This is a genomic window from Streptomyces sp. NPDC012466, assembly GCF_042955215.1.
Classification (GTDB): Bacteria; Actinomycetota; Actinomycetes; order Streptomycetales; family Streptomycetaceae; genus Streptomyces.
On sequence record NZ_JBIBEQ010000001.1, the window covers coordinates 42,227 to 67,934 of the forward strand.

General features: G+C 72.3%; 20 protein-coding genes and 1 pseudogene. 14 read left to right on the forward strand and 7 right to left on the reverse strand.

Features of this window, described 5'->3' with window-relative positions:
• The 7 genes and pseudogenes from ACFY9E_RS00185 to ACFY9E_RS00215 all read left to right on the forward strand — a co-directional run bounded on the left by ACFY9E_RS00185 (position 1) and on the right by ACFY9E_RS00215 (position 6,560).
• On the forward strand, positions 1–2,826 hold the full coding sequence (locus ACFY9E_RS00185) for an NHLP bacteriocin export ABC transporter permease/ATPase subunit (protein ID WP_390977773.1): 2,826 nt from the start codon (positions 1–3) through the stop codon (positions 2,824–2,826).
• A 42-nt stretch (positions 2,827–2,868) separates the two neighbouring features.
• Positions 2,869–3,194 (forward strand): annotated as a pseudogene (locus ACFY9E_RS00190) (MFS transporter); the annotation flags it as partial.
• A gap of 124 nt (positions 3,195–3,318) precedes the next feature.
• Positions 3,319–4,329, forward strand: coding sequence for a Ppx/GppA family phosphatase (locus ACFY9E_RS00195; protein ID WP_390977775.1), 1,011 nt, complete (start codon positions 3,319–3,321; stop codon positions 4,327–4,329).
• Positions 4,330–4,377: 48 nt separating this feature from the next.
• A complete protein-coding gene (locus tag ACFY9E_RS00200; protein ID WP_390977777.1) occupies positions 4,378–4,578 on the forward strand; it encodes a hypothetical protein in 201 nt (66 codons plus the stop codon).
• A 108-nt stretch (positions 4,579–4,686) separates the two neighbouring features.
• A complete protein-coding gene (locus ACFY9E_RS00205) occupies positions 4,687–5,694 on the forward strand; it encodes an iron-containing redox enzyme family protein (RefSeq protein ID WP_390977779.1) in 1,008 nt (335 codons plus the stop codon).
• Positions 5,695–5,716: 22 nt separating this feature from the next.
• The gene (locus ACFY9E_RS00210) at positions 5,717–6,373 is read left to right on the forward strand and encodes a HemK2/MTQ2 family protein methyltransferase (protein WP_390977781.1); all 657 of its coding nucleotides are present in this window, start codon (positions 5,717–5,719) and stop codon (positions 6,371–6,373) included.
• Positions 6,354–6,560, forward strand: coding sequence for a CDGSH iron-sulfur domain-containing protein (locus tag ACFY9E_RS00215; protein WP_390977783.1), 207 nt, complete (start codon positions 6,354–6,356; stop codon positions 6,558–6,560). The genes ACFY9E_RS00210 and ACFY9E_RS00215 overlap by 20 nt, the downstream gene beginning before the upstream one ends.
• 164 nt (positions 6,561–6,724) lie before the next feature.
• On the opposite strand, the gene ACFY9E_RS00220 is transcribed toward ACFY9E_RS00215, so the two are convergent.
• Complete coding sequence (locus tag ACFY9E_RS00220) at positions 6,725–7,159, reverse strand: protease inhibitor (RefSeq protein ID WP_390977785.1); 435 nt, start codon at positions 7,157–7,159, stop codon at positions 6,725–6,727.
• 326 nt (positions 7,160–7,485) lie between these two features.
• On the opposite strand from ACFY9E_RS00220, the gene ACFY9E_RS00225 reads away from it, so the two are divergent.
• From ACFY9E_RS00225 to ACFY9E_RS00235, 3 genes are all read left to right on the forward strand, one after another.
• Positions 7,486–8,043 carry a hypothetical protein gene (locus tag ACFY9E_RS00225; RefSeq protein ID WP_390977787.1) on the forward strand — a complete coding sequence of 186 codons (558 nt, stop codon included), beginning with the start codon at positions 7,486–7,488 and terminating at the stop codon, positions 8,041–8,043.
• A 58-nt stretch (positions 8,044–8,101) separates the two neighbouring features.
• Entirely contained in the window at positions 8,102–8,800 is a 699-nt protein-coding gene (locus tag ACFY9E_RS00230) for an alpha/beta fold hydrolase (RefSeq protein WP_390977789.1), read from the forward strand.
• Between the two features lie 81 nt (positions 8,801–8,881).
• Positions 8,882–10,051, forward strand: coding sequence for an alpha-hydroxy-acid oxidizing protein (locus ACFY9E_RS00235; RefSeq protein ID WP_390977791.1), 1,170 nt, complete (start codon positions 8,882–8,884; stop codon positions 10,049–10,051).
• Positions 10,052–10,109: 58 nt separating this feature from the next.
• Here the strand turns inward: ACFY9E_RS00235 and ACFY9E_RS00240 are convergent, their stop codons facing one another.
• From ACFY9E_RS00240 to ACFY9E_RS00250, 3 genes are all read right to left on the reverse strand, one after another.
• Positions 10,110–11,732 (reverse strand): ricin-type beta-trefoil lectin domain protein, encoded by a 1,623-nt coding sequence (locus tag ACFY9E_RS00240; RefSeq protein ID WP_390977793.1) that lies wholly within the window; start codon positions 11,730–11,732, stop codon positions 10,110–10,112.
• A 324-nt stretch (positions 11,733–12,056) separates the two neighbouring features.
• Positions 12,057–12,434, reverse strand: a complete 378-nt coding sequence (locus ACFY9E_RS00245) for a toxin Doc (protein ID WP_390977795.1) — start codon at positions 12,432–12,434, stop codon at positions 12,057–12,059.
• A gap of 3 nt (positions 12,435–12,437) precedes the next feature.
• Positions 12,438–12,683, reverse strand: a complete 246-nt coding sequence (locus ACFY9E_RS00250; RefSeq protein WP_283972723.1) for a hypothetical protein — start codon at positions 12,681–12,683, stop codon at positions 12,438–12,440.
• Positions 12,684–12,858: 175 nt separating this feature from the next.
• On the opposite strand from ACFY9E_RS00250, the gene ACFY9E_RS00255 reads away from it, so the two are divergent.
• Both ACFY9E_RS00255 and ACFY9E_RS00260 read left to right on the forward strand, forming a co-directional pair.
• Positions 12,859–13,791 carry a sigma-70 family RNA polymerase sigma factor gene (locus ACFY9E_RS00255; RefSeq protein WP_390977797.1) on the forward strand — a complete coding sequence of 311 codons (933 nt, stop codon included), beginning with the start codon at positions 12,859–12,861 and terminating at the stop codon, positions 13,789–13,791.
• Positions 13,788–15,305: a cytochrome b N-terminal domain-containing protein gene (locus tag ACFY9E_RS00260; protein ID WP_390977799.1), complete on the forward strand. Its 1,518-nt coding sequence runs from the start codon at positions 13,788–13,790 to the stop codon at positions 15,303–15,305. Before ACFY9E_RS00255 ends, ACFY9E_RS00260 begins: the two co-directional genes overlap by 4 nt.
• On the opposite strand, the gene ACFY9E_RS00265 is transcribed toward ACFY9E_RS00260, so the two are convergent.
• From ACFY9E_RS00265 to ACFY9E_RS00275, 3 genes are all read right to left on the reverse strand, one after another.
• Positions 15,265–16,056 (reverse strand): alpha/beta fold hydrolase, encoded by a 792-nt coding sequence (locus ACFY9E_RS00265; RefSeq protein WP_390977801.1) that lies wholly within the window; start codon positions 16,054–16,056, stop codon positions 15,265–15,267. The genes ACFY9E_RS00260 and ACFY9E_RS00265 overlap by 41 nt on opposite strands.
• 76 nt (positions 16,057–16,132) lie before the next feature.
• Positions 16,133–18,376 carry a glycoside hydrolase family 9 protein gene (locus tag ACFY9E_RS00270; RefSeq protein WP_390977803.1) on the reverse strand — a complete coding sequence of 748 codons (2,244 nt, stop codon included), beginning with the start codon at positions 18,374–18,376 and terminating at the stop codon, positions 16,133–16,135.
• Positions 18,377–18,529: 153 nt separating this feature from the next.
• The gene (locus ACFY9E_RS00275) at positions 18,530–21,625 is read right to left on the reverse strand and encodes a glycoside hydrolase family 2 TIM barrel-domain containing protein (protein ID WP_390977805.1); all 3,096 of its coding nucleotides are present in this window, start codon (positions 21,623–21,625) and stop codon (positions 18,530–18,532) included.
• Positions 21,626–21,881: 256 nt separating this feature from the next.
• On the opposite strand from ACFY9E_RS00275, the gene ACFY9E_RS00280 reads away from it, so the two are divergent.
• Both ACFY9E_RS00280 and ACFY9E_RS00285 read left to right on the forward strand, forming a co-directional pair.
• Positions 21,882–24,269, forward strand: a complete 2,388-nt coding sequence (locus tag ACFY9E_RS00280; RefSeq protein WP_390977807.1) for a SpoIIE family protein phosphatase — start codon at positions 21,882–21,884, stop codon at positions 24,267–24,269.
• Between the two features lie 197 nt (positions 24,270–24,466).
• Entirely contained in the window at positions 24,467–25,696 is a 1,230-nt protein-coding gene (locus ACFY9E_RS00285; RefSeq protein WP_390977809.1) for an SLC13 family permease, read from the forward strand.
• The last annotated feature ends 12 nt before the right edge of the window (positions 25,697–25,708 follow it).

The window sequence follows — 25,708 nt, forward strand, 5'->3', positions numbered from 1 at the left end:
ATGACGGCCGTTCACGAAGGGCACGACGGCGACCTCGTGCTGGGCGCCTTCGGGCAGATGGGCTCGCGCATCGACTGCGCCGGGTTCAACCGCCTCGACCTCGAAGGCCCGCAGGTGCTGTGGCTGATCGCGTCCGGGGCCGTGGACCTGTTCGCGGTCGACGCCGGACAGCAGGGTCACTGGCATCATCTGGGCCGGCTGGAGGCGGGCTCGCTGGTGCTCGGCCCGGTGCCGGGCCCGCAGCACACCCTGGTGGCCCGGCCGCTGCGGGACTGCGTGGTGCACCGCATCGGCCTGCGCGAGCTGTACCAGCCCGCCCACACCGCGACCTGGTCGTACGACGAGTACGGCAACCCGCAGTACGTGCCGCCGACGACGAGCCCGCTGGAGTACGCGCTCGCCCTGGGGGTCGGCCGCAGCCTGTCGATCCTGTTCCAGGCGCCGATGGCCACCGAGCGGGCCGCCGCGCCCACCGACGACGACGTGTTCTGGATGCAGGTGCCGCCGGGCAGCGTGCAGTACGGCTCGCTGTACGGCGCGGAGGCCGCGGCCGACCTGCTGATGGACCCCGCGCTGTGGCAGTCCATGGTCGACCAGCAGTACCGGCTGCTGACCACGCTGGACCGCTGGATCGAGCAGCTGGAGCGCACCCACGAGACACGCACGGCGGAGGGCATCAAGGCCGGTGAGGCGGTGCGCGTCCAGGCCGACCGGACGCTGCTCGCCTCCATCGGCAAGCGCTCCTCCCGGCGCACCACCGCGGCCGACGCGGACGCCACCTACGCGGCCTGCAAGCTGGTCGGTGAGGCGGCCGGGATCCGCCTCACCGAGCCGACCCAGAAGGGCACCGGCGGCGACCGCCTCGACCCGGTCGAGCAGGTCGCCCTGGCCTCCCGCGTCCGTACCCGGGCCGTACGGCTCGACGGCCGCTGGTGGCGGGACAACGTGGGGCCGCTGGTCGGGCAGCGGGCCCTGTCGGGGGCGCCGGTGGCACTGTTGTGGCGGCGTGGCGGCTATGTCGCGGTGCATCCGTCGACCGGTCGTGAGACGCCGGTCGAGAAGGCCAACGCCGACGAGTTCGAGCCGCGCGCGGTGATGTTCTACCGTCCGCTGCCCGAACGCGGGCTCAGTCCGCTGAGGCTGCTGCGGTTCTGCATGCAGGGCATGCGCGGCGACTTGACCGGTCTGCTGCTCAGCGGTCTGGTCACGGTGGCGATCGGCGCGCTCGTGCCGGTCGCGACCGGCAAGGTGCTGGGCGAGTTCGTGCCGAAGGCACAGACCGGGCTGATCGTGCAGGTGTGCCTCGCGGTGATGCTGAGCAGCGTGGTGGCGGCCGCCTTCATGCTGTTGCAGAACCTGACCATCCTGCGGCTGGAGGGCCGGATCGAGGCCACGCTCCAGCCTGCGGTGTGGGACCGGCTGCTCCGGCTGCCGACGAAGTTCTTCACCGAGCGTTCCACGGGCGAGCTGGCCAGCGCCGCCATGGGCATCAGTGCGATCCGCAGGCTGCTCGCGGGCGTCGGCCCGACGGTCGCCCAGTCGGTGACGGTCGGCGCGATGAACCTGGGGCTGCTGCTCTGGTACAGCGTGCCGATGGCGATGGCCGCGATCGGCATGCTCGTCGTGATCGCGGCGGTCTTCCTGGGGCTGGGGCTGTGGCAGGTGCGCTGGCAGCGGCGGCTGGTGGTGCTCTCCAACAAGCTGAACAACCAGGCGTTCCAGACGCTGCGCGGCCTGCCCAAGCTGCGGGTGGCCGCCGCCGAGAACTACGCGTACGCCGCGTGGGCGTCGCAGTTCGCGCGCAGCCGGGAGCTCCAGCAGAAGGTCGGCCGCATCAAGAACCTCACGACGGTGCTGGGCGCGGTGTATCTGCCGTTGTGCACCCTGCTGATGTTCATGCTGCTGGCGGGCCCGGCCCGGGGCTCGATGTCGGCGGCGGCGTTCCTCACCTTCAACACGTCGGTGACGATGCTGCTGACCTCGGTCACCCAGCTGACGGGCGCGTTCGTCTCGGCGGTGGCCGCGCTGCCGCTGTTCGAGGAGATCAAGCCGGTTCTGGACGCCACGCCGGAGGTGCGTACGGCGAGCACCCGGCCGGGTCCGCTGACCGGGGCGATCGAGGCACGGCGGGTGTCCTTCCGCTACTCGGACGACGGTCCGCTGGTCCTGGACGACGTGTCGTTCGAGGTGCGGCCGGGCGAGTTCGTCGCGGTCGTCGGTCCGAGCGGCTGCGGCAAGTCGACGCTGCTGCGGCTGCTGATCGGCTTCGACCGGCCCGTGTCGGGCAGCGTGCTGTACGACGGGCAGGACCTGGCGGCCCTGGACCAGTCGGCGGTGCGCCGCCAGTGCGGTGTGGTGCTCCAGCACGCGCAGCCGTTCTCCGGCTCGATCCTGGACGTCATCTGCGGCACCGAGCCGTACACGCCGGAGGAGGCGATGGCGGCCGCCGAGATGGCCGGTCTGGCCGAGGACATCAAGCGGATGCCGATGGGCCTGCACACCATCGTGGCGGGCAGCGGAGCCGTCTCCGGCGGGCAGCGGCAGCGGCTGATGATCGCCCAGGCGCTGATCCGCCGACCGCGCATCCTCTTCTTCGACGAGGCGACCAGCGCCCTCGACAACGAGACGCAGCGCACGGTCATCGAGAGCACCAAGGCCCTGCACGCGACCCGGATCGTCATCGCACACCGGCTGTCGACCGTGATGGACGCCGACCGGGTCGTGGTGATGGAGGAGGGCAAGGTCATCCAGCAGGGCCCGCCCGCGCAGCTCCTCGCCGACACCAACGGCCGCCTCCACGAGCTGGTCCGCCGCCAGATGGCGTGACGCAGGGCGCTCCCCCGGCGGTCCCAGCGAAACGTCGTCGTTGTGCTGCTGCCGCGCCTCGGCCCGCAGACCGTCGTCCCGCTGGGTTTCGCGATCGCCACGGCCGGCATGGCCCGGCTGACCGGCATCCGGGCGGTTCCGTCAGTACGGCGCTGCTGAACACCCTCGCCGCGAGCGCGGCGACCGACTACCTGGCCGGCAAGGACCCGAGCAGCAAGCCGGTGCGAGCCGAGGCCACGATCGAGAGCTACACCGCGGCCTTCTGGTGGCCGGGGTTCGTCGCCCCGGGGGCGCTGATCACCCTGGTCCTGCACCGGCGCGGCGTGCCGGAGCAGGACGCGCAGGCGCCGCCGGTCGTGCGCAGGTGACCGTCGGGAGCTGCCGGGGCCGGCGTGCGCAGGGACACGGCGGCCCCGCCGTCCGGTGGCGTGTCCTCGCCGGTGCGCAGGGTGCGGCCTGTTGACCCGCCCCGTATGTGGGTACCCACCGCCCATGCGAATCAGCGTGGTGGACGTGGGATCGAACACGGTCAGACTGGTGGTCGCGGACGCGGCGGACGGGGTGCCGCTGCCCGTGCACACCGCCAAGTGGCGACTCAGGCTGTCCGAGCAGGTCACACCTGGGGGACCCATCCCGGAGCAGGCCGTGGGGCAACTCGTCGACGCGGTGGCCGAGGCGAGCAGGACCGCCACCCGGTGGGGTGCGGCGGGCCCGCTGGCGTTCGCGACCGCCGTGGTGCGCAACGCGCCGAACCGGCACGAGGTACTGCACACCGTCCGGGCCCGCACGGGCATCGACCTGTGCACGCTGCCGGGCGAGGTCGAGGCCGAGCTGACGTTTCTCGGGGCCCGGCGCTGGATGGGCTGGCGGTCGGGTCCGCTCGCCCTGCTGGACATCGGCGGCGGCACCCTCGAAGTCGCCTTCGGCCGCGGCCGGTTGCCCGACTTCGTGGCGTCGCTGCCGCTGGGTGCGCGGCGGCTGACGCACGAGTTCTTCGAGGACGAGGACCCGCCCTCGCCGGAGCGGGTGCGGGCGCTGCGCCGCAAGGTCCGCCATCAGCTGCGGGACGTCGCGGCACGCATCCGCTGGGAGGGCCCGCGCACCGCGGTCGCCACCTCCCGCACCTTCCAGCAGCTGGGGCGGCTGTGCGGCGCGGCACCCGGACGGCACGGCCCGTTCGTGGACCGGCGGATGCACCGCTCGGACCTGCGGGCGGCGATCACGCAGCTGGCCGCCCTGCCCGCCGCTGAACGCGCGCATCTGCCCGGCATCTCGGCACCGCGTGCCGCGCAGAGCCTGGCGGGAGCGGTGGTCGGGCACACCGCGCTGAAACTGACCGGCATCAAGGCCGTCACGGTCTGCCCCTGGGCGATCCGCGAGGGCGTGCTGCTGCGCCACATCGAGGACGGCCCCTCCTGGTGGGCGGAGGTCGTCCGCCTCAGCGAGGAGGCAGCCCCCGCGGACCCGGTGCCGCTGCGCATCGCCTCCTCCGCCACCAGCTGAACACCCACCGCCGTGAGCGGACGTACCGAACGCAGGAAGGAGACCGCCGTGTCCGAGCACAAGGATCACGACCGGGACGAGGACCAGCACACCACGCCGCCCGCGACGGCGCTCGAAGAGGTGCTGCGGGAGGTCGAGGACGCCGAGACCCGCACCCGGGACTCCGCCGGCCGGCGCCGCCACCGGGGCGAGGCCGGCGAGGCCGTCACCCCCAATACGCGAGCGCAGGAGGAGTCCGAGGGCGACTGAGCGACGGGCGGAGGCGGGCGCGGCCGCATGGGGCGGGAGGCGGCCCGGGCGGCTGCGCCCGCACGACGGGGCGGGTGACCTTCGCCGCCGGGCGGGTACCCGGCGCGCATGGAGCACGAAGGACCACGACTGCCCACCCCGCGCGGCCCGCTGAGCAGGGGTGTCGACGCCTACCTGCGGGGCGCGGGCCGGCTGCCCCACCTGGAGGACGTCGCCCGGGCCGAGGTGTACGGCGACGACCTCCAGCTCGCGCTGTACCTCTGTTACGAGCTGCACTACCGCGGATTCGCGGACGTATCCCCTGAGCGCGAGTGGGACCCCGACCTGCTGCGCGTCCGCGCGGCCATGGAACACCGCTTCCTGTCCGCGCTGCGCACCGACGCACACGTCCACGACACCGTGGACGAGGCACTGGCCGACCTGCTGGTCGAGCCCGTCGACGGCACCGGCGTCAGCCACTTCCTGCGCGACGAGGGCGAACTGTGGCAGCTGCGCGAGTACGCGGCCCAGCGCTCCCTGTACCACCTCAAGGAGGCCGACCCGCACGCCTGGGTGCTGCCGCGGCTGTACGGCCGGGCGAAGGCGGGGATGGCGGCGGTGGAGTTCGACGAGTGGGGCGGCGGCCGCGCCGATCGCGTGCACGCCGTCCTGTTCGCCGGCCTGATGACGGACCTGGGCCTGGACACCACGTACGGCCGCTATCTCGACGCCTCGTCCGCCGAGGCCCTGACCACCGTGAACATGATGTCCCTGTTCGGGTTGCACCGGGCCCTCAGGGGTGCCCTGGTCGGCCACTTCGCGGCGGTGGAGATCACCTCGTCACCGGGGTCGCGGCGGCTCGCCGAGGCGATGCGCCGCACGGGCGCCGGACCCGCCGCCGAGCACTTCTACGACGAGCACGTCGAGGCGGACGCCGTCCACGAGCAGGTGGTGCGTCACGACGTCATCGGCGGGCTCCTGGAACAGGAGCCCCATCTCGCCGCGGACGTCGCCTTCGGCATCGACGCCACCGAGTTCGTCGAGGAACGCTTCGGCACCCGGCTGCTCTCGGACTGGCGCGCGTCACGTTCGTCACTGCGTGAACCGCTTGCCCGGGAAACTGCTCATATCTCCTGATGGCCGGGGTACTCGGCATCTCGTGATTGCACTGGTACCCCCGGGCGTGTACGCCCCGCAGGAAGACACCGAGCTGCTGGCCGGTGCCCTGTCCGACGAGCCGTTGCCCCCTGGCGCGGAAGTCCTCGACGTGGGCACCGGCAGCGGAGCCCTGGCGCTGGAAGCCGCGCGCCGGGGCGGCCGTGTGACCGCTGTGGACGTGTCCTGGAGCGCCGTATGGGCCGCCCGGCTGAATGCCCGGCTGGCGGGGCTCCCGGTCCGCATCCGGCACGGGAATCTCTTCGACCCCGTGCGCGGAAGGACCTTTGATCTGATCCTCGCCAATCCGCCGTACGTGCCGGCGCCGGACGGTCATCGCAGGCCACCGCGGGGCGCGGCCCGGGCCTGGGACGCCGGCGACGACGGACGCCTGGTCGTCGACCGGATCTGCCGTGAGGCGCCCGGTCTGCTGCGCCCGGGCGGAGTGCTGCTGCTGGTGCAGTCGGCGCTCAGCGGCCCGGACGTGACCGTCGAACAGTTGCGCGCCGCCGACCTGAAGGCCGCGGTGACCCGCCGGCACCGGATCGAGTTCGGGCCGGTGCTGCGCGGCCGGGAACGCTGGCTGCGGGAGCGGGGGCTGCTGCCCGCCGCCGACGACAAGGAAGAGCTGGTGGTCGTCCGTGCCGAACTCCCCGTCTGACCGGCCGGCGGCGGCGCGTCGTGTCGCCGTCCAGCGCAAGGGTCCGCTGCTGATGGAGGGCCCGGTGGAGGTGGAGCTGGAGGACGGCTCGGTGGTGACCTCCGACCGCTTCCGCGTGGCCCTGTGCACGTGCCGCCGCAGCCGCCGCTACCCGTGGTGCGACACCAGTCATCGCGACCGGGCCTGAGGCCCCGGGCGTAGAAGAGCCCAGGAGCCGGCGGGCGGCCCCACTCCGCCCGCCGGCTCCCTTGCGCGGGATCGCGAATTCCCGTGACAACGGCCCGGCTCCCCAGCCACGGCCCGCTGCGCTTCACGGACTCAGCGCGATCCCGGTCTGTGGGCCCGGCCTTCTCAGAAGGAGAAGACGCCGGTGCCGTAGGCGTTCTTCATGCAGTCGTTGGAGAAGGTGCGCTCGTAGGAGACGCGCTTGCCCTGCCAGACTCCGTCGACGGTGATGACCACCGGGTCGTACTGCTTGGTGCACATCACGCCCTCCTTCGCCGTCAGAGCGTCGAAGTCGCCGCCGACGCCGCGCAGTTCCGCGCAGGCCGGGCCGGCCGCCGGGTGCGTGCCGGCGGGCGTCGGGGCACAGGTCAGGGTGACCGCGCGTTCCGGAGTCGCTGCGATCGCGCTCTCACCGTGGCCCACCGTGAGGACGAGGGCCGACGGGGCGTAGAGCGCGGTGGGGGCCTGACCCGGGGCGGCGAGCGCCGCCCCGGAGAGGGGGCCGCAGACGGCGGTGGCCGTCAGGCCGAGAGTCATGGCCCAGCGCGCGGTGTTCCGCATTGTGTGCATCCTTCCGCATCGATTACAGGGTGTGCCGGCCCGTGCTCGGTCGGTGCCCGGAGCGGCGAGCGCGAGTCTGCCGAGTCCGCCGCGGAAACACACATCGACCCCACGGGTTTCAGTAACATTGCGTATTGAATCAGTGGCGCGAAGTTACGGAATCCGCACGGGTGAAGCCCGTAACTGCGCGGTCCTCGGGGTCATGAAGCGGCCAGATGGCCGAATTCCAGGTGTTCGTTAATCGGCCTGAAACATTCCGATTTCGCTCTCGGCCGACCGCTTGGTGACCCCTTGTGTTCATGGTCCGGCCGAGTAATCGTCATTACATGATTACGACAGAGCAGCGAGACAAGCTTCGGGGCTGGTTCGCCGGCCGTCTGCCGGACGACCTCTTCGAGGAGCTGACCGAGCTCACGGTCGACCGCGAGGAGATCACCGTGATCGGCCGCATCCCCGAACCCCGGCTGACCGAGGACGCCCCGGCCACCGAGCGGGAGGCGGCCCTGGAGAGCCGGGTGCAGGAGTTCCGGGAGCGCACCCGGGAGGACCGGATGGCCGTGGCCCGGGAAGCCGAGCAGCGGTACCGCAGGAAGGTGTCCTGGGGCGTGGAGTGCGGCGGACGGCGGACGCTCTTCACCCACGTGGCCGCGCCGGTCATGACGCGGCTGCGTCAGCCGGAGCGCCAGGTCCTCGACACCCTGATCGCGGGCGGCGTCGCCCGCAGCCGCAGCGACGCGCTGGCCTGGTGCGTGCGCCTGGTGCAACGCCATACGGACGACTGGCTCGCGGAGTTGCGCGACTCGCTCGAACACGTGCAGCGCGTCAGGGCCCAGGGTCCGGACGCCGAGCCGGACCGCACACCGCCCACGGACGACCGGGAGTGACCATCGAACGGGCCCGGATGCGGGGGGCGTTGTCAGACCCCTCGGCTACGTTGCCCGCATGACGGACTTCGTACTGGTGGCAGGGGCATGGCTCGGGGCGTGGGCATGGGACGAGGTGGCCGCGGAGCTGCGCACCGCCGGGCACGACGTCCATGCGCTGACGCTGTCGGGCCTCGCCGAGAAGCGCGGCACACAGCCGGCCGGACAGCAGACGCATGTCCGGGACATCGTCGAGGAGGTGGAACGCCTCGGCCTGCGGGACGTCGTCCTGGTCGGGCACAGCTACTCGGGCATCCCGGTCGGGCAGGCCGCCGAGCGGATCGGCGACCGGCTGCGACGCGTGGTGTTCGTCGACGCGAACGTGCCGGTGGAGGGGGAGTCGTTCCTGTCGGGCTGGCCGAGCGGACAGGTCCGGCAGGCCATCGCCGACCACTCCGGGTACTGGCCACCGCTCGGCCCGCAGGACTGCGCGGGGCAGGGGCTGACGGACGAGCAGATCGCCCGCCTGGTGGAGGGCGCGACCCCGCACCCCGGTGTGACGCTCACCGAACCGGCCGTCCTCGGCCGTCCCCTCGGCGAACTCCAGGCGACGTACGTGAAGTGTCTCCTCGACGGGGACGAGCCGATGCCGGCCGTGGCCGCACTCCTGGAGAGCGACTCCTGGGAGCTGGTGGAGCTGGACACCGGGCACTGGCCGATGTTCTCCCGGCCGCGCGCACTGGCCCGCCTGCTGCACACGGCGGCGGACCGCCCCTGATCCGCCCCTGCGCATACCGCTCGGTATCGTCGCCCGTACGGCACGGTCTCGACGAGGAGACGACGAGAGGCGGGGCGTACGGTGGGCAGGCACTGGGCGGACTTCCAGTACGAGATCTATCTGAACGGGATGACGGGTGCCGTACCGCGGCTGCCCACCGATCTGACCCGGCTGGAGGAGCTGACCGAGCAGCGGCTCGGGCCCGGCCCGGTCGGCTACGTGGCGGGCAGCGCGGGCAACGGCAGTACGGCCCGCGCCAACCGGGCGGCCCTGGAGCGCCGCAGGATCGTGCCCCGCATGCTGCGGGACGTGCACGAGCGGGACCTGTCGGTCGAGGTGCTGGGCCGTGCCCTGCCCGCCCCTGTCGCGCTGGCCCCGGTCGGGGTGCTGTCGATCATGCACCCGGACGCCGAGTCCGCCGCCGCCCGGGCCGCCGCCGCGCAGGACGTGCCGTACATCCTGTCGTCGGCGTCCAGCACTCCCCTGGAGCAGGTCGCCGAGGCGATGGGGGACGCCGAGCGCTGGTTCCAGCTGTACTGGCCGAGGGACCCCGAGGTGGCCCGCAGCTTCCTGAACCGGGCGAAGGCGGCCGGCTTCAGCGTGCTGGTCGTCACCCTGGACACGCCGCTGCTGTCCTGGCGCCCACGCGATCTCGACCAGGCGTACCTGCCGTTCCTGCACGGTGTCGGCACCGCCAACTACTTCTCGGACCCTGCCTTCCAGGCAGGTCTGGCCAAGCCGGTGCACGAGGACCCGAACGCGGCCGTGATGCACTTCGTCGGCATGTTCTCCGACCCGGCCAAGAGCTGGCCGGACCTCGCGTTCCTGAGGGAGAACTGGGACGGCCCGATCGTCCTCAAAGGCGTCCTGCACCCGGACGACGCACGCCTGGCCGCCGACGCCGGCATGGACGGTGTGGTCGTCTCCAACCACGGCGGCCGCCAGGTGGCCGGGTCCGTCGCGGCGGCCGACGCGCTCCCCCGGGTGGCGCAGGCGGCCGGTGACCGGCTCACCGTCCTGTTCGACAGCGGCATCCGCACCGGCGACGACGTCTTCAAGGCCCTCGCCCTCGGTGCCCGCGCGGTCCTCGTCGGCCGCCCGTACGTCTACGGCCTCGGCCTCGACGGCCGGTCCGGCGTCGAGCACGTCATCCGCTGCCTGCTCGCCGAACTCGACCTGACGCTCGCCCTGTCGGGCCATGCGACACCGAGCACGATCGGCCCGGCCGACCTCGTCGAGGACCCGGTCTGACGGCAGGGCTGCACGGCGTGTGCGCCGCGCAGCCCCGCTCGGACTCCGGGACCCGTCGTCACGCCGTCCGGCCGTCGGACAGCGTCACACGGCGGGCCGCCGGGCCGTCCTGCTCCTCGATCGACAGGGAACCCGACGCCGTCGGCAGGGGATCGGGCTGCCAGCGCTGGATGCCGGAGGAGCGGTCGCGGACCTTGACGACGATGTCGGCGTCCGGATCGTCGTCAGCCGGGGCCAGGGCGAGCTGCTCGTCCCAGCGGGGCAGCAACTCCCCCTGCACGGTGAGGTCGTAGCGCACGTCGTCGCCCCGCTCGGCATCCTCGTCGGCGCAGGTACCGAGGACGACGACGCCGGCGTCCTTGTGGGAGTCCAGGCACAGCCCGGGGTCGGCGACGCTGCGCAACAGCCCGTCGTCCTCGTAGGTCCACTGCTGGGTCCACACCGTCGAGCACTCCGCCAGTTTCGCGCCCGAGCCCTCCTTCGGCAGGTCCCGGATGTCGAGGCACAGGTCGGCACCCGCGTTGCGCAGCCGTGTCACCCCCTGTGTCGCGGGGAGCCCCGCGGTGCCGGGCGGTGTCACCGACGTGGAGCCCTTGCCGCCGGCGGCGCTGCTGGAGCCGGCCGGGTCGGCTTCTCCCCCGTCGTAGGAGGACGCGCTGATGATGAGCACCGTCGCCAGCACTCCGGCCGAGAGCGCGCCGACGCCCGAGAGGATCGCCCGTGAGGAGCGCAGCGTCTCCGGAACCCGGGCGGGCACGGGAAGCCGGGACAGCAACCCGTGCCGCCCGCCGCCCCGCCGTCCGCCACCGCGCCGGCCCGCGCGAGCGCCCCGCGTGCCGTGCGACGCCCGTCCCGGGCGCGAGTCGAGGTAGCGGCGGGCGCCCCAGCCGAGTACCGCCTCGGCGATCAACGGCCCCAGCGAGCCCTCGAAATGGCTCAGTTGCTCTGCCGCGTTCCGGCAGTAGCGGCACTCCGCCAGATGCTGCTCGACGTCGGGCAGCAGGGCGCCGCCCCGGCGTATCGGGACATCCAGGAGGCGGTTGTAGAACCGGCAATCGTGGGTCGGCGCGAGTTCGCGATGGGCAAGGACACAGCCTTCACGGAATGTGCCACGCGCCTGTTCGAGAGCCGCCGAAGCGACGTCGGTGTCCATGCCCAGCAGAGCGGCGGGGACGCTTATGGGATCCGCCTCGACCTCGACGTGCCAGAGCAAACAGCGCGAGGCGGCGGGAAGTGCCTGGAATGCCCGCTCGGCGAGGGTGCGATTTTCCGGGGTCATGGACGTCGCCGCGCGCAGCCCACGCCCTCCGGCCGGTTTCTGCAACGCGGGCAGAACGGCTGATATGCGATCGTCGCCGGACCACTCGCGGATCGTGTCGCGCACCGTCACCAGAAGGGCCGGGCGCAGCGCGACGGCCGACTCGCCGAAGGCGAGACGGTTGAGGGTCCGGTGGAAGGCGGTCCCGGTCACCATGGCGGCGACCTGCGCCGACGAGGCGAGACAGATGACCGCGTAGTCGTGCGCCGGCTCGTAGTGCCGCGCCATCAGCAGCGCGACGGAATGGGCGGCTACCCCGCCCTCCGGGCTGCCTCTCAGTGGGGCGGCGAGTGATTCATCGGATTCCCCGGGATCCCCGCCGGGCGGGGGATACGGAGGACGAGGGGGGTGGGGGGTGGGCACTGAGATGGTTCCTTCCCACGCATGTGAGACACACAGAAGTCCTGCCGCCGAAAAAGGAGGCCCGTTCGGTGCGTACCTTTTTGGGCGTGGCGCGGGAGGTGCGAATTCACCGACGGCACATCGGACGTGGTCCACAAATCACGTGCGACATCCGGCCATTCCCCCCGCACGCGCGTTTCACTCTTGCACAACCCCCACACGGCCAACAAGGCGCCCGGACAACATCCCCGCCATTGACAGAAAGTCAGAAACGGGGGAACACATGCGCGTGATTCGCACCCGTTTTCGACATTTCCATGCGGCCCGTGTGCATCGGGCGGTTCCTCAGATCTGCCAGGAGCGCAGCCGGTCCGCGGCGCCGTAGACGTCGATGGTGCCGGACAAGAGGTCGCGGGCCAGGTCGACGAGAGCGCCGTAGGGCGGGTCGATGCCGACGCCGCTGACGAACATGTACGCCACGGCGGTCGCGCACGCGAAGCGGGCGTTGGCCGAGGGCAGCGGCCGGAGCACCGTGATGGTGTGCAGCAGCGCGGCGGCCCGCCAGGCCGGGTCGGAGTTCACCCCGAGGCGCGGCGGGTCGACGCGGTGCCGGGCGACGGCGGCGACCAGCGCGGAGAAGTCGTTGACGGTGGGCTGGTCCGGCAGGACCTCCTCGTGGCGCTGAAGCAGCCAGGGCACGTCGATGTGGATCACGGGTGCCATGGGTCAGGCGGCCCGCCCTTCGCCCTTGGCGGGCCTTTCGTCGTCGGGGAACGCGGCGGCGAACTCGTCGGCGTGGGTCGCGAAGAACCGGCGGAAGGCCTCGGCACCCTCCTGGAGCGCCCGGTGGCGGGCTATGTCGGCCGCGGCCGCCTCCCGGACGAGGGCCTTCATGGACGTACCGCGCTCCTTGGCGATCTGCCGCAGGTCCTCAAGTTCGCGGTCGCTGAACTCCACGTTGAGAGCTGGCATGCCTTCACGGTACCGCTCGGGTACTGACTCGTAAATATCCCCTGGTCAGGCGGGCATCCCGGAGGTACCGACGTGATGGCGTGCCTGAGATGTGGGTCACATGGGGCCGCGCGATGTCACATTCCGGAGCCCCGCCCGGCTCGCAGTGGTGAGCGCGCCCGAGGGAGGCCCACGCATGACCGAGATCTCCACACCCGGCACCGACGCCCCGCTCGACGCGGCGACCGGGGTGTTCGTCGACCATCGCGAGCTGCTGTTCGGCGTCGTCTACAACATGCTCGGCAGTGTCGCCGACACCGAGGACGTCTTGCAGGAGACATGGCTGTCCTGGACGGCCCGCGGCGGGGGTGCCCCCCTGGCGGGCGTCGACAACCCGCGCGCCTACCTCGTGCGGGTCGCGGTCAACCACGCGCTGCGCCGCCGTGCCGTGATCAGCCGCCGGCAGGAGACGTACGTCGGCCCGTGGCTGCCCGAGCCCCTGGTCTCCGCGGAGGACACCGAGACGGCCGAGACGCCGGCGCTGCGTTCCGAGTCGGTGTCGCTGGCGATGCTCGTGGTCCTGGAATCGCTGACACCGCTGGAACGGGCGGTGTTCGTGCTGGGTGAGGTGTTCGGCTACCCCCACGCCGAGATCGCGGAGATCATCGACCGCTCCCCCGCCGCCGTACGGCAGCTGGCGCACCGGGCGCGGGAGCACGTGCACGCCCGGCGGCCACGGTACGAGGCGCATCCGCGGGTGCGCCGGGAGGCGACAGAGCGGTTCGTGCGGGCGGCGCTCGGCGGGGACATCGCGGCGCTGATGGAGGTGCTCGCGCCGGACGTCACGGCGTGGACGGACGCCGGTGGCAAGCGCCGGCGGGCCGGCCTGCGCCCGGTGCACGGCCGGGACAAGGTGACCCGGCTGCTCACCTCCGGCCGGGGCGGCCCGGACCACCCCGTCTGGCGCTACCGGCGGGTGAACGGCGACGACGCGGCGGTCCTGTTCGACGGCGACGCGCCGTTCGCCGTCCTGGTCCTGGACCTCACGCCGGAGGGCGACCGGGTGCGCGGCATCTACGTCGTGGCCAACCCGGACAAGCTGGCCCACCTGCCCGGGGCGGCGGTGTGAGCGCCGGGCGCGGCGAACGCCTGGCCGACTGGTTCGACGGGCGGCTCGGCACCCACACGCTCGGCAGGAAGTACCTGCGCAAGGTGTTCCCGGACCACTGGTCGTTCCTGCTGGGCGAGATCTGCCTGTACAGCTTCGTGGTGCTGGTGCTCACCGGCGTGTATCTGACGCTGTTCTTCCACCCGTCGATGAACGAGGTGACCTACCAGGGAAGTTACGTCCCGCTGAACGGCGTGCGGATGTCCGAGGCGTACGCGTCCACGCTGGACATCAGCTTCGACGTGCGCGGCGGGCTGCTGATCCGGCAGTTGCACCACTGGGCGGCGCTGGTCTTCGTCGCCGGGATGCTGACGCACATGATGCGGCACTTCTTCACGGGCTCCTTCCGCAAGCCGCGGGAGGTCAACTGGCTGTTCGGCTGGCTGCTGTTCCTCCTCGGCCTGTTCGAGGGGCTGTTCGGCTACTCGCTGCCGGACGACCTGCTGTCGGGCACGGGCCTGAGGTTCGTGCACGGCGCGCTGCTGTCCGTGCCGGTCGTGGGGACGTACCTGGCGATGTTCCTGTTCGGCGGCGAGTTCCCCGGGGACGACATCGTGGCCCGCTTCTACGCGCTGCACGTGCTGCTGGTTCCCGGGGTGATGGCGGCGCTGATCGTCGCCCATCTGCTGCTGGTGGTGCATCACAAGCACAGCCAGTTCGCGGGGCCCGGACGCACCGAGCGCAACGTCGTGGGGACGCCCTTCATGCCGGTGTACCTGGCGAAGGCGGGCGGCTTCTTCTTCCTGGTGTTCGGGGTGCTGGCGCTGATCGCGGCGGTGGCGACGATCAACCCGGTGTGGTCGTACGGCCCGTACCGCGCCGACCAGGTGTCCACGGGCGCGCAGCCCGACTGGTACCTCGGCTTCGCGGAGGGCCTGGTGCGGATCATGCCGGGCTGGGAGGTCACGCTGTGGGGGCACACGCTGGTACTGGGCGTGCTCATCCCGATCGTGGTGTTCCCGCTGCTGCTGCTCTTCATCGGGGTGTACCCGTTCCTGGAGGCCAGGTTCACCGGCGACCGGCACGAGCACCATCTGCTGGACCGGCCGCGCAACCGCCCGGTCCGTACGGCGATCGGGGCGGCCTGGATCAGTCTCTACCTGGTGCTGCTGGCGGGCGGCGGCAACGACATCGTGGCGACCCGCTTCCATCTGTCGATCAACACGGTGACGTGGGCGGTGCGGATCGGGATGTTCGTCGTCCCGGCGCTCGTCTTCGTCGTCACCCGGCGGATCTGTCTGGGGCTGCAACTGCGCGACAAGGAGCTCGTTGCGCACGGCCGGGCGACCGGTGTGATCAAGCGGCTGCCGCACGGCGAGTACGTCGAGGTGCACGAGCCGCTCGACCGGGCCCGGCTGCACGTCCTGACCGCCCATGAGCGGCCCGGGGAACCCGTCGGCCACGCACCGCGGCGCCGGGCGGTCGCGGGCCCGGTCAGGAGTGGGCGCGGCAGAACTCCCGGACGGTCCGGTTGAACGGCTCCGGCGCCTCGACGTTGCTGAGATGCCCGACGCCGGGCAGCACGACCAGCGTGGCCCGCGGGATCGCTTCGAGGAACTGGTGGGCGACCGGTTCCACGGGCGAGCGCGCGTCGAGCTCGCCCCACAGCAGGAGCGTCGGGACCTCGATCCTCGGCAGCAGGTCCCGCTGGTCGGCCTCGGCCATGACGGTGAGCTCGGTCCGCATGCTCTGGGCGCGGGTGTCGGCCGACATCACGGACAGCAGGCGTACCGCTTCGGCGGGTGGCTGCCGGGCGAACAGGCCCGGCATGGTCGGTGCGAACGCCTCCGCGGGGACCGCGAGCATCCGTTCCGCCCCCTCGACCCGGGACCGCACCTCCGCCGCGGGCAGCGAGCCCTTCCACCCGGCGTAGGTGTCGATGAGGAGCAGCGTCCGCACGAGCACGGGGTGGTTCCGGTAGAGCTCCAGCACGACGGTCCCGCCCCAGGACAGGCCGAGGGCATGGGCCGGGCCCAGGTCCACGTCCTCGATGACGGCCGCCAGGCAGCGGGCGTAGTCGGCCAGGGTGAACGAGGACGGTACGTCGGAGGAGCGGCCGGCGCCGGGTTCGTCCCAGGCGACGACGGTGAACTCGTCGGCCAGGTCCTCGATCTGGCCACCGAACAGCCGGGCGTCCGTCGTGGCGCCGTGCGCGAGCACGAGGGGCGGGCCCTGGCCCGCCCTGTCGTACGCGACCTCGATGCCGTCGACCCGCACCGCTGGCATGACACCAGGCTACGCGCGCGTGCCGGGGGCGTCCTGTCGGCGGACTCCCCCGGCACACGGCACCGCGGTCCGGTCCCTATCCCTGGTCCGCCACGAAGGAGGCCATGCGGGTCAGGGCGGCGTTCCAGTTGATCGTGTGCTCGTTGGTCGACCAGGACTGGATGTCGTCGATGTAGCAGAACTGGCCGACGCAGCCCTGGAGTTTGCTCTGTGCGTAGGGGTCCTGGATGCTCGAGTTCGGCCCGCCCGCGAGGGTGCCCTTCGGCGGGTTGGGCTGGTTCGGGTCGAGCTGGCGGGCGTACCAGCGGCTGTGCTGGTTGTGGGCGCTGACCTCGCCGTAGCCGGTGACGTAGGAGATGTTCAGCGCGTTGCGGCCGAGAATGTAGTCCATGCTCTGCAGCGCGCCGTCACGGTACTTCGAGGCGCCGGTGATGTCGTACGCGGTGGCGAGGACGACGGCGTTGTTGAGGACCTGGTGGCTGGAACCCCAGTCGTACTTGTCGCCGTCCGGGGCGTACGGCATGCCGTAGGGGTGTGCCTTCAGCGTGGCCAGGTAGCGGTCGGCGCCCTTGATCACGGACTGGCGCACCTTGTCCCGGCCGGGCAGCCGGCTGGGCACCGTGGCGAGGTCGAGCCGACCGGCCACGCCGGTGCGGGCCCAGTCGAAACCGATCGGCTTGAAGAGGTCGGCCGTGTGGACCGGGGACTTCAGGAGATGCTCCTCGAACTGCTTCTCCCCCGTGGAGAGGTACAGCTCGGCCGCCGCCCAGTAGAAGTCGTCACTGACGTCGCTGTCGGCGTAGGCACCGCCGCCGATGCCGTCGCTCTCGGAGGCGAGGCGGTCGGGGTGGGCGAGCGCCGCCGACCAGGCCTTGCGCGCGGCGGCCAGCGCCTTGCCGGCGAACGTCTTGTCGTGGGGCCGGTACAGGCGGGCCGCCTGCGCGGCCGTGGCGGCCAGGTTCAGGGTCGCGGCCGTGGACGGCGGGTGCAGCTCGCGCTTCTGCGGGTCGTCATGGGGCATCAGCGGCAGGCCGGTCCACTGCTCGTCGTGCATCTTGTGGTGGGCCATGCCCGCCAGCGGCTTGCCGTCGGGCACCTGCATCTTCAGCAGGAACTCCAGCTCCCAGCGGGCCTCGTCGAGGAGGTCGGGCACCTTGTTGCCGCTCTCGGGGATGGTGAGCGTGCCGTCGCCGAGCTTGTCCGCCTGCCCGGTGCGGGCGTGCCGGGCGCGTTCGTAGGTGCTCAGCAGCTCCCAGGTGGAGATGCCGCCGTTGACGACGTACTTGCCGTGGTCGCCGGCGTCGTACCAGCCGCCGCTGACGTCGAGGGTGTAGTCGCACACGCCGGGCTGACAGGGCACGGCGGTGTCGCCCTTGTTGGGGGCCACGCCCAGGTGACCGGCCGGGCGGCCGTAGCCGGGCCGCAGGTCGTCGCGTATCGCGAGGCCGCTGCGCTGGGTGTAGTAGTACTTCGCCGAGTCCAGCCGCAGCCGCTCGTAGGCGCTCGCGCCGATGTCGAACGGACGGCTGGTCTCACCGTCGGCGACGAGCGTGAACCCCGTGCCCTTCGTGCGGTACGCGCCGAAGTCGATGGTGTGGACGTTCTGCCCGGAGGAGGCGTCGACGCCGCGCGGCAGGGTCGTGCCCCGGGCGACGACCGTCCCGCCGGAGTTCTTGAGCTGCCAGGGCAGCTTCGCCGTGGCGTCGGTGACCACGGTCGCGTTCTTCGGGCCGGCCGGCAGATAGCCGACCTGGTTGACGCGGACCCGGGGTCCGGTGTCGGGCTCGTACGGTTCCGGCTTCACGCCGCCCAGCAGCGAGACGTCGTCCATGCAGAAGCGCCAGGCGTCCGCGCTGCCGCCGAGCTGGAAGCCGACCTGGGCCTGCGCGGTGTCGACGGGCGAGGTGAACGTGTACGAGTAGGTGTCACCGGAGACGCTGAGCTGCGGTGACACCTCGTGGTAGGTGTCGTACGGCGACACCGACAGGCCCACGATCGCCCGCACCACGTGCCCGGCGGGTGTCCCGTTCGCGCTGAACGAGAAGCGGTACGACTCCCCCTTCACGAGGGTGATGTCGTTCTGCCCGACGGCGGCGTCCCAGCGGTTGGCGGTGCCGCCGGGGACATCGGCGCAGAGCCGGCCCTCGGACAGGCCCGCGGTGACGTTGCTGGTCGTCCACCAGGGCTCGGTGACCGTGTCGAAGGTGCCGTTCCTGACCTGCTCGACCTCGTCGGCCCCGGCCGGTGCGGAGGGCAGCGCGGTGAGCGCGGCCGCCAGCAGGGCCGTCAGGGACAGCAGGGCGGTTCTACGTCGTTTCACGTCTGGGCTCCTCCGGGAGGTGCGGGTGGCGCTCGGCGTGGGAGCGCTCCCAGATGCGGACGCAGGCCATGGTTGTTGCTGATGTGACGTGCCGTCAACGGTCCGGACAGGACTGGCTGTCCGCCGCCCGTCCGGACCGTGGCGCCCTGGGGGTCAGGCGGCCGGGGTGTCCAGCCGGGTGATGCGGATCGCGCCCCGGGGCTCGCCGGGGTGGCGGCTCGTCAGGGTGAGCCGGATCCGGGAGCCCCGTAGGGCGTCGAAGGTGATCACGGTGGGAGTGTCGGACGCGGTGGCCCAGCCGATCTCGGTGTTCCGCGCGGCCTGCCAGGCGCGGCCGTCCCACACCTGTACGCCCACCGCCGCGGGCAGGCTGTGCGTGGCGTCCACGGTGAAGGAGACGTCCACCCGGTCGAAGCGGCGGGTGCGCCCGTGGTCGACCGAGACCCAGTCCTGCGCCCGCGCCCCGTCGAAGGCGGGCAGCAGGGCCGTGGCCTGCTTGAAGAATCCGTTGGACCAGCCGGTGGCCGGGTCCCCGTCGAGCATGGCGGCGGGCCGGGTGTCCGGGCGTCCGGAGTAACCGGCGTCCGCGTGCGGGAAGCCGACGGGGGCCGGATGCTCGGGCTCGAAAGCGGCCGGGGCCGTCTCGGCCCGGTCCTCCGCACGGGTGGCGCGTACGGTCGCCGTGCCCGCGCGCAGCCCGTCGGCCCGGGCGGTCACCCTCACCGCGCCCGGCGCGGTGCCGGACCGGACGATGGCGAGGGCCTTGCCGTGGAAGGCCGTCCGGGTGCTCGCCTGGTACCGCTCGGCGCTCTCCTGGCGGCCGTTGTCGAGCCCGGCGAGGGAGCCGTTCGCCACCTCGAAGGAGAGCAGGTGCTCCGCGTCGGGCACCACCACACCGCGCCGGTCGACGACCTCGGCGGTCACGAAGACCAGGGCGCGGCCGTCCGCGGCGACGGCCTCGCGGTCCGCGGTCAGGCGTATCGCGTGCGGGGCGCCGGCGGTGCGCAGCACGTCGGTGGCGACCACCTTGCCGTCCTGCCGTGCGACGGCCTTCAGCTCGCCCGGCGCGTAGGGCACCTTCCAGGTCAGGTGGAGCTTGCCGGCGCTGCCGTTCGGGCTGGTGTAGCTGCCGGGGTACGGGCCGCCGGTGAAGGTCTTGTCGTCGCCGGTCGCCTCGGTCGTCTCCAGGTACACCCGGCCGTCGACGGTCTTCTTGGTGTCGAAGCGCCGTACGCCCAGGGACTTCCCGTTGAGGTACAGCTCGACGGTGTCGACGTTCGCGTACGCCCAGACCTCGACCGTGTCGCCCTTCGCGTGGTTCCAGGTCATCGGCAGCAGGTGGACCATAGGCTCGCTGATCCACTGGCTCTGGAACAAGTAGTACATGTCCTTCGGGAAGCCCGCGGTGTCGACCGCGCCGAAGAAGGACGCCTTGACCGGGAAGACGTCGTACGGCGTGGGCTCGCCGATGTAGTCGATGCCCGACCAGAGGAACTGCCCGGCGAACCACTTCCGGTCCCGGTCCTTCTTGTGGCCGTACTCGCCGCTCATGGTCCAGGAGGCGAGGTTGTTGTCGTAGGAGGAGGTCGCGCGCTTGCCGGGTGTGTGGTTCTCGCCGGTGTTGAGGTGCTCGGGTTCCTGGTAGGCGCCGCGGGTGGAGGTCTCGGAGGAGGACTCGGACTCGAAGAGGAAGAGGTGCGGGTAGGCCGCGTGCAGCTGGTCCACCGACTTGGCGGTGTTGTAGTTGAGGCCGAGGCCGTCCAGCTTGGCCAGCATCAGGTCGGCCGCGGAGCCCTTGGCGGGCAGGCGGCGGTACTTGTCGGAGCCGATGACCAGCGGGCGGGTGTCGTCGGCGGCCCGGATCGCCTCGATGATCCGGTCGGCCATGGCGAGGCCGGCGGTGGAGGTGGAGTCGGGGACCTCGTTGCCGATGGACCAGCTCAGGACGGCGGGCGAGTTGCGGGCCGCGAGCACCATCTCGGTGGTGTCCTTCTCGCACCACTCGTCGAAGAACCGGCCGTAGTCGTACGGGTTCTTGCCGGTGCGCCAGCAGTCGAACGCCTCCACCAGCATGATGACGCCCAGCTCCTCGCAGACCTGGATCACCTCGGGCGCGGGCGGGTTGTGGGACGTGCGCAGGGCGTTGACGCCCATGGACCGCATGATCTCCATCTGCCGGCGGACGGCGTCGATGCTGACGGCGGCCCCGAGTGCGCCCAGGTCGTGGTGGAGGTCGACGCCCTTGATCTTGTGGTGGGTGCCGTTGAGGAAGAAGCCCTCGTCCGGGTCGAAGCGGAAGGTGCGGAAGCCGAAGACCGTGCGGTAGGTGTCGGTGGTTCTGCCCCCGACCCGCAGTTCGGTGTGCAGGGTGTAGCGGTGCGGAGCCTCGAAGTCCCACAACTCCGGGCGGCGGACCGTGAGTTCGTGGGTCTCGGTCTTCTCGCCGGTGACGGTGGCGGTGGAGGAGGTACGGGCGACCGTCCGGCCCTTGCGGTCGGTGATCCGGGAGACGATCTCGACGTCCGCGTCCCTGCCCGAGTCGTTGACGACGGAGGTGGCGACCCGTACGACACCCCGCTCGGCGGTGATCTCGGGCGTGGTGACGCGGGTGCCCCAGCGGGCCACGTGCACCGGCTCGGTGATCACCAGGCGGGCCTCGCGGTAGATGCCGCTGCCCGAGTACCAGCGGCTGCTGGGGAGCCGGTTCTGGACCTTGACGGCGATCACGTTCTCGGTGGTGCCGTCGGTGTGCACCAGGTCGGTGAGGTCGAGGGCGAAGCCGGTGTAACCGTAGGGGTGGCGGCCCGCCTCCTTGCCGTTGCAGTAGACGGTGGAGTCCATGTAGACGCCGTCGAACTCCACCGAGATCCGCTTGCCGGCGAGGGTGGGCGGCAGGGTGAAGGCCAGCCGGTACCAACCGAGCCCGCCGGGCAGGAATCCGGTGCCGCTGGTGGTGCCGTGTTCGGTGGTGGGGGTCTGCTCGATGCTCCAGTCGTGCGGGACGGCGGTCTCGCGCCATCCGGAGTCGTCGTGGCCGGGCAGGTGGGCGTCGGCGTAGGCGCCGGTGGGGTCGGTGATGCCGCCCGGATTCACCAGCGCGAAGCGCCAGCCGTCGCGCAGTGCGACGGTGCGGCGGCCGGACGCTCCGCGGGCCTCCCCGGCGGCCCACGCCTCCGGGGTGCCGAGCAGCGTTCCGGCCGCGGGGGCGGCAGCGGAGGCGAGCAAAACCGATCTGCGTGTGACCGACATGACGACTCTCCCTCATTAGGGCCCAGAAGTACTCACAACTGATCGCGACCAAACAGATTCTGTCGATGTGTCACACCGGGCCGTCAAGGGTGCGGGCGCCTCCTTCTGCCACACGGGCCGCTCGGGCCGGATGCGTTCCTCACCCCGGCCGGGGAGGCGGTACAGGGGTTACCGGTCCACGCCGGGCACCTACGGACTACGCTGGAACTCAACTGACCTCCCTGTTCACTGTGAGTGTCCGTATGGAGTCGCGACGATGAGCCCGGACGAGGCGTTCGACGATGGCCTGGCCGCCCGTGCCGTCATCGCCGCCGACGGCACGCTCACCGGATGGAGCGAGGGCGCCCGCCGCCTGCTGGGGCACACGGCCGCCGAGGTCGTGGGCCGCCCGGCCGCCTCGCTGCTGGCCGACCGCGACGACCCGCCGCCCGTGCCGGACGACTCCCGCTGGAGCGGCACACTCACCCTGCGCCACCGCGACGGCCACCCCGTCTCCGTGTGGGTGGTCGCCCACAGCAGGCCGCCGGACGGAGCGGAGACGACCGACTGGCTCGCGGTCTCCCCGCCGGAGTCCTCCGGCCAGGGGCTTCCGGACGACCCGCTGGTGCGCATGGCCCTGAGCCAGTCGCCCTGCGCCACGATGGTCTACGACGAGCGACTGCGGCTGCGCGGCGTCAACGAGGCCATGGCGGCCCTCTTGGGGCTGCCCGCCGAGCGGCTCCTGGGCCTACGGCCCACCGACATCGGCAGCCGGCCGCAGAACACCGAGCTCGAAGAGCATCTGCGCCGGGTGCTGAACACCGGGCGGCCCCTCGACATGCAGACGTACATGAAGGCGACCGGCGAGAGCCGGGGCCCGCACGCCTGGCTGGCCCGGATGGCGCCGCTCACCGACGGCACCGGCCGGGTGCGGGGCGTGTGCGTGACCGCCCACGACTTCTCCGACCAGTACCGGTCCAGGGAGCGGCTGCAACTGGTCAACGAGGCGAGCGTGCGCATCGGCACCACCCTCGACGTCAACCGAACGGCCCAGGAGCTCGCGGACGTGTGCGTCCCCGCGCTCGCCGACTTCGTCAGCGTCGACCTGCTCGACCCGCGGGAGCACGGCGGCGAGTCCGCCGGACCGCCGGTCCCGCCGGTGAACCTGCGCCGGGCCGCCCACCAGTCGGTCAACAGCGGCAGCCCCGAGGCCGTCGCCAAGCCGGGGCAGGTGGACGTCTACCCGGAGAGCTCCCCGCAGGCCGCCTCGCTGGTCGCGGGGCACACGGTCGTGGCCCCGGGAGCCTCCGGCGACCTCGAGCAGTGGCTCGCCTGGGACCCGGTCCGCTTCCGGCGGATCCGCGAGTACGGCATCCACTCCACGATGTCCGTCCCGCTCCAGGCCCGGGGCACGACCCTCGGCGTCGCCGTCTTCACCCGCTTCAGGCGCCCCGAGGCGTTCACCGACGACGACGTGCTGCTGGCCGAGGAGGTCACGGCCCGGGCGGCCGTCTGCATCGACAACGCGCGCCGCTACTCCCGCGAGCGGGAGACGACCCTCACCCTGCAGCGCAGCCTGCTGCCCCGCACGCTGCCGCGCACGGCGGCGGTCGAGGCGGCCTCCCGCTATCTGCCGGCCACCCGCTCCGGCGTGGGCGGCGACTGGTTCGACGTGATCCCGCTGTCCGGGATGCGGGTCGCCATGGTCGTCGGCGACGTCGTCGGCCACGGCATCCAGGCCTCGGCCACCATGGGCCGGCTGCGCACCGCCGTCCGCACCCTCGCCGACATCGATCTGGCCCCCGACGAACTGCTGACCCACCTCGACGACCTCGTCGTCCGGCTGTCCCAGGAGTCCGGCGGCGACAACGGCACCGGAGAGGTGGGGGCGACCTGCCTGTACGCGGTGTACGACCCGGTGTCGCGGCGCTGCAACCTGGCCCGGGCCGGTCATCCGCTGCCCCTGCTGGTGCCGCCGGACGGCCCGGCACAGCAGCTCGACCTGCCCTCGGGTCCCCCGCTGGGCGTCGGGGGGCTGCCGTTCGAGTGCGCCGAGATGGAGCTGCGCGAGGGCAGCGTCCTGGCGTTCCACACCGACGGGCTGCTCGTGAGCCGCGAGCGGGACGTCGACGCGGGCAGCCGGATGCTCCGCGAGGCCCTGTCGGCGCCCTCCGACTCCCTGGACGAGACCTGCGACCGCGTGCTGCACACCCTGCTCCCGCCGGGCGGCTCCACCGACGACGTGGCCCTGCTGCTGGCCCGCACCCGTGGCCTGCCGTCCGCGCAGGTCGCGACCTGGGACATCCCCGCCGACCCGGCACTGGTGGCCCCCATCCGCAAGCAGGTCGTCGACCAGCTCGAACGCTGGGGGCTGCTGGATGCCACGTTCACCGCCGAACTGGTGGTGAGCGAGCTGGTCACCAACGCCATCCGCTACGGCGCCCCGCCCATCCGGCTGCGGCTGATCCACGACGCGTCCACGCTGATCTGTGAGGTGTCCGACACCAACCACACGGCGCCGCACCTGCGCCGGGCCAAGACCTGGGACGAGGGCGGCCGCGGTCTGCTGCTGGTCGCCCAGCTCACCCAGCGCTGGGGCAGCAGGCACACCGCCGAGGGCAAGACGATCTGGGCGGAGCTGGCCCTGCTCGACGACGAGATCTGAGCGCCCCCGCCGCGCCGGCGGCCGTGCGGCCTGCGCCGGGGCGGGGCGTCGACGCCGTCCACGGCGGGCAGCGCGCCCCGGCCACCGCTGCGGGGCCGCCGAGGGTCTCTTACCGTCGCCTGGTTTCATGGGCGGGCACGACCTGATCACGCCCCGGAGGACCCGCCCTGAACACCCCGCTCGCCGAAGTCCTGTCCGTGGCGCTGCTGGCCGCCGTGCTCATCTGGGCCGTCGCCCGGCCGAAAGGGCTGCCCGAGGCCGTCCTGGCGGTACCCGCCGCCGGGCTCGCGGTCGCCGTCGGAGTGATCTCACCGGACCACGCCTGGGAGGAGATCCAGCGGCTGGGGCCCGTGGTCGGCTTCCTCGCGGCCGTGCTGGTGCTCGCCCACTTCTGCGATGTCGAGGGACTGTTCACGGCGTGCGGGGCGTGGATGGCCCGCTGGGCGGCGGGGCGCCCCACACGGCTGCTGACCGCGGTGTTCGCCCTGGCGTCCGTCATCACGGCCGTGCTCAGCCTGGACGCCACGGTCGTCCTGCTGACGCCGGTGGTACTCGCCACCGCCACCCGCATGGGCGTCCGGGCCCGGCCGCACCTGTACGCCTGCGCCTATCTGTCGAACACCGCCTCGCTGCTGCTGCCGGTCTCCAACCTGACGAATCTGCTGGCCTTCACGGCGAGCGGGCTGAGCTTCACCCGCTTCGCGGCGCTGATGGCGCTGCCCTGGCTGGTCGCGATCGCCGCCGAGTACCTGGTGTTCCGGCGGTTCTTCGACGAGGAACTGGCGGCGCCTCTCCCCTCCTCCGAGCCCGCGGGGCCTCCCGAGCCGCTCCCGCTGTTCGCCCTCGTCACCGTCGGCTGCACGCTCGCCGGGTTCGTGGTGGCCTCCGCCGTCGGCATCGCGCCCGCGTGGGCCGCGCTGGCCGGTGCCCTGGTGCTGGCGGGGCGGGCGCTGGTGCGGCGCCGGGCCACCCCGCTGACGGTGGTGCGCTCCGCGGCCCCGGCGTTCCTGGCGTTCGTGCTCGCACTCGGTGTCGTCGTACGCGCGGTCGTCGACCACGGGCTCGCCGACGCCCTCCACCGCGTGCTGCCCGGCGGATCGGGACTGCTGACGCTGCTGGGCGTGGCGGCGCTGGCCGCCGTCCTGGCGAACCTCATCAACAACCTGCCCGCGGTGCTGGTGCTGCTGCCCCTGACCGCCGGATCCGGCCCGGGCGCCGTGCTGGCGGTACTGCTCGGTGTGAACATCGGCCCGAACCTGACCTACGCCGGGTCGCTGGCGACCCTGCTGTGGCGGCGGATCGTGCAGCAGCACGGGCACCGGGTCGGGCTCGGGGAGTTCACGCGGCTCGGACTGCTCGCCGTACCGGCAGCGCTGGTGCCGGCCGTGGTGGCGCTGTGGCTGTCCCTGAGCGTCGTCGGGGCCTGAGCGCGCACCGGG